The 15,185-nt window shown below is 41.1% G+C and carries 15 protein-coding genes; 2 read left to right on the top strand and 13 right to left on the bottom strand.

Features of this window, described 5'->3' with window-relative positions:
* Positions 1-10: 10 nt before the first annotated feature.
* The 5 genes from I4Q58_RS11275 to I4Q58_RS11255 form a co-directional block, all read right to left on the bottom strand.
* Complete coding sequence (locus tag I4Q58_RS11275) at positions 11-1,051, bottom strand: adenylate/guanylate cyclase domain-containing response regulator (RefSeq protein WP_203295985.1); 1,041 nt, start codon at positions 1,049-1,051, stop codon at positions 11-13.
* 2 nt (positions 1,052-1,053) lie between these two features.
* A complete protein-coding gene (locus I4Q58_RS11270; RefSeq protein WP_203295984.1) occupies positions 1,054-1,425 on the bottom strand; it encodes a response regulator in 372 nt (123 codons plus the stop codon).
* 10 nt (positions 1,426-1,435) lie between these two features.
* The gene (locus I4Q58_RS11265; RefSeq protein WP_203295983.1) at positions 1,436-4,450 is read right to left on the bottom strand and encodes an ATP-binding protein; all 3,015 of its coding nucleotides are present in this window, start codon (positions 4,448-4,450) and stop codon (positions 1,436-1,438) included.
* Positions 4,451-4,452: 2 nt separating this feature from the next.
* The gene (locus I4Q58_RS11260) at positions 4,453-6,627 is read right to left on the bottom strand and encodes an ATP-binding protein (RefSeq protein ID WP_203295982.1); all 2,175 of its coding nucleotides are present in this window, start codon (positions 6,625-6,627) and stop codon (positions 4,453-4,455) included.
* Positions 6,628-6,827: 200 nt separating this feature from the next.
* Entirely contained in the window at positions 6,828-7,265 is a 438-nt protein-coding gene (locus I4Q58_RS11255) for a hypothetical protein (RefSeq protein WP_203295981.1), read from the bottom strand.
* Positions 7,266-7,618: 353 nt separating this feature from the next.
* Here I4Q58_RS11255 and ffh point away from each other — a divergent pair, with 353 nt between their 5' ends.
* Complete coding sequence (gene ffh, locus I4Q58_RS11250) at positions 7,619-8,947, top strand: signal recognition particle protein (RefSeq protein WP_203295980.1); 1,329 nt, start codon at positions 7,619-7,621, stop codon at positions 8,945-8,947.
* A gap of 190 nt (positions 8,948-9,137) precedes the next feature.
* A complete protein-coding gene (locus I4Q58_RS11245) occupies positions 9,138-10,016 on the top strand; it encodes a bifunctional 5,10-methylenetetrahydrofolate dehydrogenase/5,10-methenyltetrahydrofolate cyclohydrolase (RefSeq protein ID WP_203295979.1) in 879 nt (292 codons plus the stop codon).
* Positions 10,017-10,033: 17 nt separating this feature from the next.
* Here I4Q58_RS11245 and I4Q58_RS11240 read toward each other — a convergent pair whose 3' ends face one another.
* From I4Q58_RS11240 to I4Q58_RS11205, 8 genes are all read right to left on the bottom strand, one after another.
* Positions 10,034-10,507 carry a YkvA family protein gene (locus tag I4Q58_RS11240; protein WP_203295978.1) on the bottom strand — a complete coding sequence of 158 codons (474 nt, stop codon included), beginning with the start codon at positions 10,505-10,507 and terminating at the stop codon, positions 10,034-10,036.
* Positions 10,508-10,572: 65 nt separating this feature from the next.
* The gene (locus I4Q58_RS11235) at positions 10,573-11,052 is read right to left on the bottom strand and encodes a DCC1-like thiol-disulfide oxidoreductase family protein (RefSeq protein ID WP_203295977.1); all 480 of its coding nucleotides are present in this window, start codon (positions 11,050-11,052) and stop codon (positions 10,573-10,575) included.
* 3 nt (positions 11,053-11,055) lie between these two features.
* Complete coding sequence (locus tag I4Q58_RS11230) at positions 11,056-12,087, bottom strand: AI-2E family transporter (RefSeq protein WP_203295976.1); 1,032 nt, start codon at positions 12,085-12,087, stop codon at positions 11,056-11,058.
* Positions 12,088-12,513 carry a VOC family protein gene (locus I4Q58_RS11225; protein WP_394369336.1) on the bottom strand — a complete coding sequence of 142 codons (426 nt, stop codon included), beginning with the start codon at positions 12,511-12,513 and terminating at the stop codon, positions 12,088-12,090.
* Positions 12,513-12,755, bottom strand: coding sequence for a DUF7218 family protein (locus I4Q58_RS11220; protein ID WP_203295975.1), 243 nt, complete (start codon positions 12,753-12,755; stop codon positions 12,513-12,515). Before I4Q58_RS11220 ends, I4Q58_RS11225 begins: the two co-directional genes overlap by 1 nt.
* Before the next feature lie 25 nt (positions 12,756-12,780).
* Complete coding sequence (locus I4Q58_RS11215; RefSeq protein ID WP_203295974.1) at positions 12,781-12,963, bottom strand: hypothetical protein; 183 nt, start codon at positions 12,961-12,963, stop codon at positions 12,781-12,783.
* 82 nt (positions 12,964-13,045) lie between these two features.
* Entirely contained in the window at positions 13,046-13,639 is a 594-nt protein-coding gene (locus tag I4Q58_RS11210) for a hypothetical protein (protein ID WP_203295973.1), read from the bottom strand.
* Between the two features lie 22 nt (positions 13,640-13,661).
* Complete coding sequence (locus I4Q58_RS11205; protein ID WP_203295972.1) at positions 13,662-15,179, bottom strand: helicase HerA-like domain-containing protein; 1,518 nt, start codon at positions 15,177-15,179, stop codon at positions 13,662-13,664.
* Between the last annotated feature and the right edge of the window lie 6 nt (positions 15,180-15,185).

Raw genomic sequence — 15,185 nt, 5'->3', positions numbered from 1 at the left:
TATTTATTGTTTATTCCAGAACTTGATAAATGGTTACAGGATTCGCTTTATTTTTAAGTGAAATGCTGCCCACTTTTTCACATTTAAACGACTCTTTCACCTGATGGTAGCATTCCTCTGAAATGATAATCTGGTTCGGTTTGGACGCATCCTGAAAGCGCGCTGCCGTATTTACGGTATCGCCAATAACCGTATAATCCAATCGCTTCAAACTTGCAGAGCCAATGTTTCCACAGACCATTTCACCGCTCTTTATTCCGATGGAAACTTGGGGTTTAAAGTTTTCGGCACCTTCCAACGGGGGTAAGTTGTTTATTTTAGTACAAACTGCCAACGCCGCATCGAGGGCACGATCCAAATGATACTCGCCGCGAAAAACCGCCATAATCGCATCGCCGATAAACTTGTCGATGTAACCTTCTTGGTTCATAATTTCCTGCACCATCGCATCAAAAAAGGTATTTATCATACGAACAACCGTATCGGGTGGTGCTGTTTCGCTGATAGCCGTAAACCCACAGATATCGATAAAGGCAACCGTGCCATCTATGGTTTCGTTGGCCATTAGTTTCGATTCGTATTCCCGATTTCCCATAAAATTCAACACGCTTTCATCTACATACATTTTCAGGATATTATTCTCCTTGATAGCCTGTAGTGTTTCTCGTAAGTGTTGTGCATGCTTCAATGTTTTTTGCATGGTGAGGGTCAGATCCTTGAAGTCTATAGGTTTGGTTATAAAGTCGAAGGCCCCTCGGTTCATGGCCGTACGAATGTTTTCCATATCCCCATAGGCCGATACGATGACCGATTTTATGAGCGGGCTCATTTCGTTTATTTTCGAAAGTAGGGTCAATCCATCCATTTCCGGCATATTAATATCGCTCATTACGATATCCATATCGGGTTGGTTCTGTAATTTTTCAAGTGCGATTTTGCCATTTTCGGCAAAAAAGAATTCATATTCCTGGGCACGAATTTCTTTCCGGAATTTTTGCTTGATTAGCGTTTCCAGATCGGCTTCATCGTCGACTACTAGAATTTTTGCCATACCTATGTTTTTAGTAATTTTTTCTTCAATAGCTTAAAATCAACTGGCTTCGTTAAAAAATCATCGGCTCCCAATCGTTTAGCCGTATTAAAATTATCATCGTCGCCGTAAGCTGTTATCATCATAACCGTGGGAGTGGGTTTATGCGGTCCGCTTTTAATCTTTTCCAATAATTCCAAACCGCTCATTCCAGGCATGTTGATGTCGCTCAGAATCAAAACAGCCTCATGCGTTAAGGAATCCAAAGTATTCAAGGCCTCTTCCCCCGAATAAGCGAACATAAAGGTCACTTCCTGGCTTCTGATTTCCTTTCTGAATCGCTGTAAGAAGAGGTCTTTTACATCTTTTTCGTCGTCTACCACTAGTATTTTCATAATCTTCATTTTAAGATTTTGGAATTTGTATGGTGAATGTGGTGCCTTTTCCTTTTTTAGTTTCCACAGTCAAATTGCCCCCATGTCCTTTGGTTACCACATCGTAACTCATGGATAAGCCAAGACCTGTACCTTTTCCCGTAGGTTTTGTGGTGAAAAAGGGTTGAAAGATCTTATCCAAGATACCTTTCGGAATACCATTGCCGTTGTCCTTCACTTTGATGGCGATATGCTTTTCTTCCTGATGTGTGGAAACCGAAACTTTTGGTTCATAAGAACTCTCTTTGACTTCACTTTTCTTTTCGTTCACGGCGTAAAAGGCATTTGTAATTAAGTTTAATATTACCCTACCTATATCCTGAGGTATCACCATCGCCATTCCTATACCGTCATCAAAATTGGTTTCTATAGTAGCATTGAAGGATTTGTCCTTTGCGCGTAGCCCATGATAGGCAAGACGGAAATATTCATCGGCCAGTTTGTTGATATCGGTGGGTTCCTTCTCTGCCGAGCTGCTTCGACTATGCTGAAGCATTCCCTTTACAATGGCATCGGCACGCTGACCATGATGATGAATCTTTTGAAGGTTTTGTTTAATGTCGGTAAGTAAGAGCTTGACTTCCTTAAAATCCCCATTTGCAATTTCTTCATCTACCTCTTCAATAAGTTCGTTGCTCACTTCCGAAAAATTATTGACGAAGTTGAGAGGGTTTTGAATTTCATGGGCAATGCCAGCGGTGAGTTCTCCTAAGGAGGCCATTTTTTCGGACTGAATCAATTGTCTTTGTGTTTCCTGAAGATCTGTTAGCGTTTTCTCCAACTGACGCTTTTCGGTAAGCAACGCAGCCGATTGCTCCTCCTTAATTAGAAGGTCGCTAAAGCGTTGGTAGGCGAAGGTGAATACGTTTCGGAACCGATCTAAAATATTCTTTTGATCCTTGGTAAGGGCACCAAAATTTGAAATACCAATGGCACCATTTCCGAAGGCATACAAAATATAGGAAACACTATCGGCTTTTAACAACCGCGGATCCTCTGCCTCTCCGTTTTTTCGACGCATCTCTATGAGGTCTTGAAGTTGTCGTCCTTCCAATACCATTTCGGAAAACCCGTCGGTGGTATTGGCAATTACCTGTAATTGTTCTTCCAACGTAGGATCATCGTCATACGACATAAGCGTAATCGTGCCGCCCATTTCATGCGAATAATCGTAATCTAAAAAGGTTTGTGCATCTTCATTGTTTACATCTATAAGTGCATTTCGAATGTCATCGAAACCTAGTTCCAGCAATTGTTCATAGAGTTCCTTTGTGATGGTAAGAAGGTCTTTCGATTCGTTCATGCTAAGCGCCACCGAACGCACTTTCTCCAAGGCTGCTTCAATCTTGGCTTCACGCGCCTGTGCTGCTGCTTTGGTTAAATCGATGTAACGTTTGTAGGCAAAGGTGAAGACATTCCGAAAGCGTTTTAAAATCTTCTTTTGGTCATCGGTCAAAACCCCAAAATTTGAAATTCCGATAGCCCCATTTCCAAAGGAATATAGGTTGTAGGTTAAATGGTCTGTGGAGTGAAGTCGCGGATCATCCCTTTCACCGTTCTTTAACCGTGTTTCGATTAATTCTTGCAGTTCGGCACCATGTAACTCGATTTCAAAAAAGGCATCATTACTAGATTGAACGATCCTTACCTGTTTTTCGATTACGGGGTCACCATAATAGGAGAGTTCGGTAATCGCACTGGACATATCATGCGAATAGTCGTAATCGAGGAATGTTTCATCGTCGTCGTTGTGAATATCGATAATAGCATTGCGGATGTCGGAAAATCCAAGTTCGAGTAATTGCTCGTATAAAATCTTAGCGATATCGAGCATATCGTCAGGTTTTTGAAGGCTTAGTGCCACCGAGCGCACTTTCTCGAGGGAAGCCTCAATTTTTGCCTCCCGCGCTTGCGCCTCGGCTTTCTGAAGGTCGAGGAAGCGGGTGTAGGCCAAATCGAAAACTTTAGCAAAACTGATGAGGGTATCAATAGATTCTTTTGGGGGATCATCAACCTTCCCTGCTAAACTGAAACCGATTTCACCATGACTAGTTCGAGCTATGATAAAGGTTAGTCCGCCAATATGCGCAATATCCTCTTCGGTGGGAGCATTAGGGTCGGCCAACTGATAGTGGCCATGGGTGTTCATATTTTCGATATAGTCCCACGCTTCCTCCGCATCTAGCGCCAATATAAAGGCAGGTTCTGTTCCCGCTTCCCACTTTGCCAAACTTTCAATATCGTCATGAACAAATTTGGGTATCGAAATTACCATTCCGATCCTACTGCCATCTTCGGAAGTCATCGACATATTGTACCTATCCTCCAGCCATCGCATGTGCCAGAAATAATCTGCATCGTGCCCTAATGATATGAATTCATTCCGCATTGCCACCACGATATCAAACAGATCTGAAGATTCCTGCATGGACGTTACTTGCGAACGGACACGTTCCAGCGCGCCTTCAATTTCGAGCGCTCTATTCTTGGCTTCCAACTCAATTGTACGGCGTTTAATGGCTTCCCGAAGTTTTTGATTCTCTTCACTTACCTTATCAAACCCAATGGTTTCACCTTTATCTGTTTTAGCATCGGGTGTAGAGAAATGCTGATAGATAAAGCGCCAGCCTTCCTTATTTTTTTTCAAAATATTTGAAAAGCGGAACCTACCGTAATACGTATAATCAGATTTGTTTAAAAACCAAGCATCAAAAACGTGGGTGATACAGATATGCTCACCAAATTTTTCTAGTATTCGTGTCTCATTTCGAAGGTCGCATTTGCCCGCCAATTGATCAGCCGTATTGGCAAAGAATTGGGTGGTTTCAGTTCGGTTTAAAAACTCCTCGTTATTGGTGGAACCAATGAAATGAAAGGTATCATCAAAATACGCATCGTAGGTAGGAACATCGCCATTTAGATATCCTTGCAGCCAAGTGTCGTACACCTGTAGTACTTCCGATTTTATTTTTTCTGACACTTTCATTATCAGTTAGTTGATGGTAGTGAAATTACGAATTCTGTTCCTTTCCCAAGCTCCGTAGCAACACGTAATTCACCGCCATGGGCTTTTACGATGTCATAACTTAGGCTAAGCCCTAATCCTGTTCCCTGGCCGGTAGGTTTTGTGGTGAAAAAAGGTTGAAAAATCTTCTCTTGGATTTCCTTCGGAATACCATTTCCATTATCCTTAATTGTAATTGAAACTTCTTTGCCATCTTTTTCCATTGCAGTGGCTACGATAACCGTCGGCTTGTAGTTTTTACCTTCCATTTTCTGGCGCTCGCGAACCGCATAAAAGGCATTGGTAAGAAGATTTAGCACCACACGCCCCATATCTTGTGGGATGATTTGGAGTGACGGTAGGTTTGGGTCGAAGTCGGTCTCTAAGGTAGCATTGAAGTTTTTGTCCTTTGCCCGCAAGCCGTGGTAACTCAATCGTAAATATTCATCGCAAAGCTTATTGAGGTCAGTAGCTTCTTTATTACCACTACTGCTCCGGCTATGCAGCAACATCCCTTTTACAATGGCATCGGCTCTTTGCCCGTGATGTTGAATTTTTTCGAGGTTATTCTTGATATCTTCAGAAATGGCGGTTATTTCAACTAGATCGCCTTTTTGAATCTCTTGCTGCATTTCCGTAATGAGTTCCCGACTTACCTCCGAAAAATTATTGACGAAGTTGAGAGGATTTTGGATTTCATGCGCAATCCCTGCGGTGAGTTCACCCAACGATGCCATTTTTTCAGATTGAATAAGTTGCGCTTGGGTAGCTTTTAGTTCATCGAAGGATTGCTGCAGTTTCCTATTAGAGGTTTCGAGGGCCTCCTTTTTTTGTTCCAATTCTGTGTTTAGCGATGCTAATGCCTTTCTCTTTTTACGGATATTGGTTATGGTGAAATACATTCCAAACAGAATGATACCGAGTAAAACTGCAATTCCGATATAGAGCAGTTGAATTTTTCGTTGCCTATCGATAGTAGCCTCTTGTTCTTCTATCGTTGCTTCCTTTTGGGCGGTTTCATACTTTATCTGAAGTTCCGATTCCAATTGCTCGATGGTCTTCTCAAGATTTCGAAACCTAGCTCCTGAAAATAGGCGCTCATATTTTAGCGCTTCTTCAAATTGACCTAAGGCTGCGTAGCTGTCTGATGCATGCATATAATTCTCGAAAAGATTTCTAGTATTTCCACTTTGCTCGATGATTTCTAAGGCTTCTAAGGTATAAGGTAACGCCTCTTCATACCTTTCCTGAAGCCTTTTTACGTGTCCGAGATTTCCGAGCGCAGAAATTAATCCCTGCGTATTGTTTTCGACTTTGGCAAGAGCATAAACTTTTTGATATTCAGCAATGGCCTCATCGAAACGCTCCATGTATTTGTAAATATTCCCGCGGGTATTATAGTTGGGAGCGATGATTTTTTCCGATTTCCCCGCAGCTTTCAGAACCGCAATCCCTTTGTTTATTTCCTCTAGGGCTGCTTCAAATTTTTCAAGGATTAAAAGGTTGTCTGCCTTATAGCGGTGGCTAATAGCGAGTTCTTCCGGCACGTTGTATTTTGACTGAATATCGATTGCTTTTTGGCAATATTCGGCGCCTTCGGCATATTTCTCTTGATAATAAAGAATGTCGCATAAGCGTGTATAGCTTTTTGCGATACCTAGGGAAAGTTGGTTTTTTTCAAATAGCTCGAGCGCCTTGAAATCCTGCTCCATAGCTTCAGTATAATACCCACGTTGCTTATAGGCGTCTTCCATTTCTAAATAGGTTTCGGCTTGAAGACTATCCAATTTCGCCTGTTGATAGATTTGCCTTGCCTTTTCAAAATAATAGAGGCTAGAATCCAGTTCAGGATTTGCCAGATGCCAATACGCAAGATGTCGATACGATTGCCCTAATAATTGATTATCCCGAGCCGCTTCAGAAAGCGCTACTGCGCGATGGACTAACGTATAAAGTTCTGTGGAATCTTGATTATCGCCTTGGAGACGGTCGCTGATATAAGGGATTAGCTTTTCGAGTTTATCGGTTGGGGGTGACTCTTGAGCCGTTGCGATACCATTTATAAATACCCAAAAGCAGCATTGTAGAAAAGAAAGTGAAAATCTCTTAAAATGGTGAAGCGAATCAATACGTATGTAAAATACAGTAGATATGGTCATACTGATACTCGTTTATTCCAAGTAGGTGCTGGAATGGTTTACTATAACTGGTTAGGGAGTACCAGACGTTGGGATATTTAAAGGTACTAAAAAAACTGAAGTGTAATGCTACAATACTTTGAAATTCAGTGTGTAAACACGTTTAAAATAGTGGCAAGAATTATATTGGCATAATGATAATGTGCAACAGTACTATTAGGCTATAGGTCGTTGTTAAAATCGTACCAAGCTGTCACGACACAATAGCCGGATTTTACAGCTACCTCATAAACAGTGTTTTCACCATAATCTTTCCATGTACGGTGATTGATTTTAGCCTTATTCTGTTGAATATTGGAAACTACCATATTCGTCTCCGAATAAGGGTCGAAGGTCTTCCATAAATGACATACCTCATTTCCATCACTATTCTCAAAAAAGTAGATTACTTTCGTACGCACATAGGTGCCACTTCTTCGAGAATACTGTTCCGTATCGTATTTGATATACGACATCCCATCATCGGTTGTACCGACCTCGTATTGGTCTCCAAAATTTTCAACAACTTCAGCTTGGGACCAACCGATTTGCGCGAAGACCAAGGGTGAAGTAAAAAACAAAAAAAGGAAAAGCGTAGTTTTTCTACATATATAGTTCATTTTTACTGATGTTATCGATATTCAACATACCTTTTGAAAATTGTTAGTTAGCGATAACAGTAAGTAGGAGGTACTAGCAAAAATGGGATATATCTAATGTAGTGATTTTTTTTAAAAAATTGTAATTCAATAGTATAAATTATAAAATAACAATTATTTCTTTAATTTTTGTGAATAATTTTGCTATTACTGTATTATAATGACTCTTTTCTTAATAAGTTGCTATTTTAAATGTGCTTGCTAACATTAATATTTGACTCCTTATTTCCAATCTGCAGTAATTCCCCTCGGCGCTTGCCAACTCTCTTGCCAATCCTTATCTTTGCGACTCTTATAAATGCACGATAAATACCATGTTTGATAATTTAAGCGACAAGCTCGATAAGGCAATGCACGTCCTGAAAGGACACGGCCAAATTACCGAAGTAAACGTAGCGGAAACCCTAAAGGAAGTGCGACGTGCACTATTGGATGCCGATGTCAATTTTAAAACGGCAAAGGAATTTACCAATACGGTAAAGGAAAGGGCTTTGGGGCAGGATGTTCTTACATCGCTTCAACCTGGTCAATTGATGGTGAAGCTCGTAAAGGATGAGCTTACCGAATTGATGGGAGGCGAAACGGCTGGTATTGACCTAAGTGGTGCTCCCACCGTTATACTAATGTCGGGACTCCAGGGTAGTGGTAAGACGACATTTTCTGGAAAACTAGCAAATTACCTGAAAAGTAAGAAAACCAAAAAACCATTATTGGTAGCATGCGATGTGTACCGTCCTGCGGCGATCAATCAGTTGCACGTAGTAGGTGGACAGATTAACGTGGATGTTTATAGTGAAGAAGGTAATATGGATCCTGTGGCTATCGCCAAAAATGCGATTCAACATGCGAAAGAAAATGGACACAATGCCGTAATCGTCGATACCGCAGGTCGCTTGGCCATCGATGAAACGATGATGACCGAAATAGCCAATATTCACCAAGCTATTACTCCAAATGAAACGTTGTTCGTGGTCGATTCCATGACAGGTCAGGATGCGGTGAATACGGCCAAAGCCTTTAATGATCGTTTGGATTTCGACGGCGTTGTCCTTACGAAATTGGATGGTGATACTCGCGGTGGTGCTGCGCTTTCCATCAAAAGTGTCGTAAACAAACCAATTAAGTTTATCGGTACGGGTGAAAAAATGGACGCTATCGATGTGTTCCACCCTGCACGTATGGCCGATCGTATTTTGGGGATGGGTGACGTGGTGTCGCTGGTAGAACGTGCACAAGAGCAGTATGATGAAAAGGAAGCCCGTAAACTTCAGAAGAAGATCGCAAAAAACCAGTTTGGGTTCGACGATTTTATGAGTCAGATCCAACAGGTGAAGAAGATGGGTAGTATGAAGGATTTGGTAGGAATGATTCCTGGTGCTGGAAAAGCGTTGAAGGGAGTCGATATCGACGATGATGCTTTCAAAGGAATTGAAGCTATCATTCAGAGTATGACACCTGAAGAACGAAGCACGCCGTCTGTACTAAATGGAAGTCGGAAGAAACGTATTGCTAAAGGTAGTGGGACCTCGGTTCAGGAGGTGAACCAATTGTTGAAGCAATTCAACCAAATGAGCAAAATGATGAAGATGATGCAAGGCGGTGGTGGCCGTAAGATGATGCAGATGATGAAGAATATGAAGTAGTAGGCGGTATGCTATAAGCAGTAAGCTATAAGCTTTAAGCTGTAGGCAGAAAGCGAATAGATTATTTGATATAAAAGTCTAATACGATTATTTTTAATCTCCTTATAGTTCTGAAACTCTGAAACTTTGAAACTTTGCCACTCAATACTACCATCTCAATTCTCAATACTAACATCTCAATACTTACCAAATGACAATCCTCGACGGAAAAAAAGTTAGCAACGATATTAAAAACGAAATCAAGGCTGAGGTGGATGCCATGAAAGCCAATGGCGAGAAAGTACCGCATTTAGCTGCCGTGATTGTTGGAGATGATGGTGCCAGCCTCACGTATGTGAACAGTAAGGTAAAGTCGTGCGAGCGCGTAGGATTTGAAAGCACCATGATTCGCTTGCCACATACTACTAGCGAGTTGGAATTGTTGAAGAAAATTAAGGAATTGAACAATAATGATGATATCGATGGCTTCATTATTCAATTACCACTTCCACCGCAAATAGATACCCAGAAAGTATTGATGGCAGTTGATCCTAGTAAGGATGTCGATGGATTTCACCCTGAAAATTTTGGTAGGATGGCCTTGGATATGAGTACTTTTATTCCCGCAACACCATTTGGAATTCTCGAATTATTAGAGCGTTATAATGTTGATACCAAAGGAAAACATACGGTGGTTATCGGTCGAAGCCATATTGTTGGTCGTCCCATGAGTATCTTGATGAGCCGTAAAGGTTGGCCGGGAAATAGTACGGTAACCCTAACTCATAGTAGCACTAAAAATATCGCGCAGATTACCACGCAGGCCGATATCATTATTTCGGCACTTGGGGTGCCCGATTTCGTCAAAGCTGAAATGGTTCGCGACGATGCCGTCATTATCGACGTGGGTATCACGCGTGTACCCGATGAAAATGCAAAACGTGGTTATGTTTTGAAAGGTGATGTTGATTTCGAAAACGTGAGTAAGAAGGCAAGTTTCATAACGCCTGTTCCAGGTGGTGTCGGACCGATGACAATTGCCATGCTCCTAAAAAATACGCTGCTCGCAAGGGAGCAGCGTAGAGAATAAGTTGATCTTTATGTGGTTTAGCTTTCAGTAGCAGCTTCTGCACGTTGTAAGCGCCAGTCCAAATATTTGTGAAGGTCGCTTTCAATCCATCCCATACCAATACTTAACACTGCTAAATCGTCAATATATCCCAATCCTGGGATAAAATCTGGAATCACATCCATGGGATTCAAAACGTACAGTAGTGCCAATGCAATGCTCGCGATGGTAAACCATGGAACACTAGGGTAACTTCCGCTTCGAACATCCTTCAACATAGAAAGCATAATCTTTCCAAGTTCGGCGTACTTTCGTAATGGACTTGCATTACTTAATTTTCGAGCGATGGCTTCTTCGTTCTCCATAACGATTTCAACATCGTCATCGTTTATCTTATCAACATTTTCCTTGATATTGTCTTCGGTGAATCCTTCATTCATCAGTGCAATATTAGACTGTGAGGAAGTGCTTCCCGAATCGGTGGGTTTCTTTTTTTTCTTATTGAATAGCATAGGTCATTTTTCTTTTATCTTTAGAAAAATAGAAAATCCAATGGAACTACTGTTTTAAAATTTTGTTATAAAATAAGGGAAATCGAAACTGCTATGGCAATCACTATGAATAGATATATCAACCAATACGGTCGAAGTTTTTTAGGATTTCGACCAAATGCTAGCACTGTAAGCCTATAATAGAAAGAGCGATTTTTTGCGATATGATTGTAGCTGTGATCACATGCTTTTTGAAACCAGCGGTATTTGTGATACCACGAATGCCAAATATTGCTTTTTTTACTATGAGTAAAACTTCTGAAAGCGGAATCCGGACCGCTAAAGACGGAACCATCTGTTTCGATGAGGCGGGATGCTTTTTTAAATTCCTTTAAGGGAATGTCAGGAAAATTGGAAGCGACCTCTTGATAGGTTTTATATGTAATGGAAGCTTCGGTAAGTTGTTGCCAGTGCGTGATCCAATACTTGCAGAAGCCACATTCTCCATCCCAGACCATCGTGTTTTCTACCGGTGGGTATTCGGTACGTTCAAACTTCTTGAACATATGCTATAACTTTTCTTCGGGAGTAGCCGGTTTCCCGTATTCTTCACGATAGATACGGACGATAATTAAAAACAAACTGATTAGGAGGGGCCCAAAAATAAGTCCGATAAACCCAAAAAGTGGTACGCCAACCACCACTCCAATAAAAGTGATGAGAGGATGAATATCATCGAGTTTTTTCAAGGCATACATTCGGAAAATATTATCGGTAGAGCCTACTACGATGAAACCATATAATAGAATTCCCCAAGCTTGAAAGGTATCGCCTGCAGATAGGGTAAGAATGAAAACAGGTAAGATTCCGACAAGCGTTCCGATAAAGGGAATCATTGAACCGATGGTAGTAATGACAAACCAAAAGAGTGGATCTTCAATACCAAAAATGAAAAAACCGATTAAGGCTACGACACCTTGTGCCAAGGCAACCAAGGGAATGCCAATGGCATTGGCGCGCACTTTAGCATTGGCTTCATTGCCAATGACCTTTAGGTTTTTATCGCTTATAGGAATATAATTGAACAATGAGGAACGCATCTGTTTCCTGTCTGTAAACATATAGTACAGCATAAAATACATTAACCCAATAGCGATAAACATATCGAATGTACCTCCGGCAAAGCTTTGCAATTGCGTTGATATCCAAGAAGAGATTTCGGAAGTGTTAATCTGTGAGGTGAGATCATATCCCAATCGACCTTCCCAATCATCCAATTGCGCCTTAAACGCTTGGATCACCTCTTCAGAATTCTTCACGGCGTTTCCAATTTTATTTCCAAGCATCAGGATAATACCAGATACGGGAAGTAATATGCCTACGAAAGAAATAAACATCAATAAAGCGGCAGCTAAATCGGGATTCCAACCTTTCTTCTTAGTTAGGTTCTTCATCCAACCACGCATCAATACGTAAATCGTAACGGCTCCCAAAACACCCGACAGGTACGGCATCATTTCACCAAAAATCAGGGCGCCTAAAAATATAATGAGTAGGAGCACAAACAGTTGTCGGATAATATTGGGTGAAATCGATTTCATCTATGTTGTGGCAAAAAGTTGGTCGTTATTCTTGAAGGCCTTAAATTCTAATGCATTACCTGAAGGATCCTTAAAAAACATAGTCATCTGTTCACCCGGTTTTCCTTCAAAGCGAAGATAAGGTTCAATGATAAAGGTAACATTTTTGTTTTTGAGTTGTTCGGAAAAGGTTTTAAATGTATTCCACTCTAGCACGACTCCAAAATGTGGAACGGGAACATTTTTGCCATCGACAGGGTTGATGGCCTCGGAAGTAATTTCTTCTTTTGGTTTATAGTGAATGACCAATTGATGGCCGAAGAAATTGAAATCGACCCAATGGTCGCTGCTTCGTCCTTCTTCACAACCTAATACTTCGCGATAAAATGTGCGACATTCTTCTAGGTTATAAACAGGGATGGCTAGGTGGAAGGGTTGTAAAGACATCAGTTGTTTTCGCGTAAGGCTTCGATTAATTCATCTTTGTTCATTTCGGAACGTCCCTCAATGTCGGCACTTTGAGCTTGTTCGTAAAGTTCGTCCTTGGTCCATTTTTCGTAGGGTTTAGACTGTCCACCTTTTTTTCCGGCATTCTCGGTATTTGCAATTCGGGCTGCTTTCTCTTTACTGTAGCCTTTGTCGCGCAATTCCTCGTATTGGTCTTTGTTTTTTATCCTGTCATCTGCCATTGTTGTCTTTTTTTGTTGAATAGTATTATTCGTCGGTATCCTTTTTTCGCTTTAATATACCGATGCCTGCGAAGAAGAAAATGACGCCTAAAATAATTAACGCCCACGGACTAATTCCGGCGCTCATACTTCCAAATACACTTAAAACTCCTATTACAAGTGCTATGGCACCTAAGATGGTAAAAACAAACCCTAAGATTTTGATCATAATTATCAGTTTGGTTATACCGAAAGTTAAAAAGAAAGCCCCGCGTAACCGCGAGGCTTAACAAAACATTTACAGCCAACCCTTATTCCTGATCGGTCGAAATCTCATAATCGGGTTCTTCAATATCCCATCCAATCATAAAATATTTGATGGTTGCTTCATTTGGAATCTGGCTCGCTTCAATCTTTGCGTCGGGATTGTATCGAAGGTTTTCCGGCAATTGTTTTTTATCGATTGTTAGATATACTTCCGAATCCTTCAAAAATACAATAACCGAATTGATGGCATTTTCCACTTTTTCGACGGTGTAATTATCCTTCACATCTTTAAAAGTGCTAGCTTTCGTAAGTCCTTTTTCAGTTTTATAGCGCGAATCGAATACCTGGATGTTATCAATGTACGATTCAGGATCATTTTCATCTTCGGGGGAAATCAACAATAATTTTTCACCTTCCTTGCTGTAGATTTCAACTTCACCTTGGGTATCAAGAGCGTTTTTCACCCTGCTTAACTTTACGATGGAGTCTTCAGCAAAAATGGAATCGACATGCTTCATTCGCATCTCTTTAGTAATCTTTCCTACGGAATCACCCGTAATTAAAAAAGGATCTTTTTCTTCAGTACAGCTAGCAAGAATAAATCCTGCTATTGCGATAAATAATATGCTTTTCTTCATAGCATTACATTGTTTTTGATGGTTATTTTAAGAGTTTTCCGAGTATACCCAAAACACTTCTGATAACAGTAGGGCTACTCAATACTTTTACAATCGGATTCTGGCGGGTACTTTTTCGAGACGACGACCTACTGCGAACCGCTTTTTTCTCTTTTTCAGCTTTTTCTTTTGCTTCTTCCTTTTCGGCAATATCGATTTTTTCGTTCAAAAGCTCGTAGGCACTCTCTCGGTCGACGGTTTCGTTATATTTGTCGATTAACTTTGAATCGTTTAGTAGGTCCTTCAGTTCTTTATCTTCCAACACATCCATTCTGCTCATCGGAGCACGCATGAGCGTTGCCGCTAATGGAGTGGGAATCCCTTTTTCGTTCAAAGCTGAAACCAAGGCTTCTCCAATACCTAACGAGGTAAGTACTTCATCGGTTTCGTAATAATCTGAAATCGGATAATTTTCCGCTGTAAGCTTAATCGCTTTTCTATCTTTTGCAGTGAACGCCCGTAACGCATGTTGCACTTTTAGTCCAAGCTGACTTAGTACCGCATCCGGTACGTCGGTAGGGTTTTGGGTTACAAAGTATAGGCCAACTCCTTTCGAGCGAATCAATTTTACGATACTTTCAATTTGGTCGAGTAGGGCATCGCTAGCTTCTTTAAAGATAAGGTGAGCCTCGTCAATAAAAATCACTAACTCCGGCCTGCCAGAATCACCTTGTTCTGGAAAAGTTGTGTAGATTTCAGCCAGAAGGCTTAGCATAAAGGTTGAAAAGAGATTCGGCCGATCTTGGATGTCTGTCAATCGAACGATATTAATATACCCACGACCGTTTTCATCGATGCGGAGTAAATCGTCGGTATCGAACGATTTTTCACCAAAAAACAAATCGCCCCCTTGTTGTTCCAATGCTACGATGCGACGAAGTATTGCGCCTGTTGAAGCTGAAGAGATACGACCATATGCTTCAGAAAACTCCTCTTTCCCCTCATTCGTGGCATACTGGAGAATTTTTTTGAAATCCTTCAAATCGAGCAACGGAAGTTTGTTATCGTCGCAATACTTGAAAATGACCGAAATAATACCTGCCTGTGTTTCACTCACGTCCAAAATTCGAGACAATAGGACAGGGCCGAACTCACTAACGGTAGCCCGTAAACGAACACCGTTCTGCTCTGAAAGCGACATTATTTCAACTGGAAACTTCTGAGGCGTGAAGGGGATACCTATTTTTTCGTGGCGTTCATCAATCTTACGATGACCAGGACTAGGCTGTGCGATACCACTGAGGTCTCCCTTCATATCCATTAATAAGACAGGAACACCTTTTTCGGAAAGATTTTCTGCCAGTACCTGTAAGGTTTTGGTCTTCCCAGTTCCCGTAGCACCAGCAATTAGTCCGTGCCGATTCATAGTTTTTAATGGAACTTTTACCAGGGCATTGGTCATGGTTTCGCCATCAAGCATAGCTGCTCCTAGCGTGATAGATTCGCCTTCGGTTTGGTATCCATTGGTGATATGATCAAAAAAAGCTTGTTTGTCTGCCATGATCCA

The organism is Luteirhabdus pelagi (genome assembly GCF_016827595.1).
GTDB classification, from domain to species: domain Bacteria; phylum Bacteroidota; class Bacteroidia; order Flavobacteriales; family Flavobacteriaceae; genus Luteirhabdus; species Luteirhabdus pelagi.
Note: the sequence above shows the minus strand (reverse complement) of the source record. Positions and strands in the feature narration are given on the sequence as shown.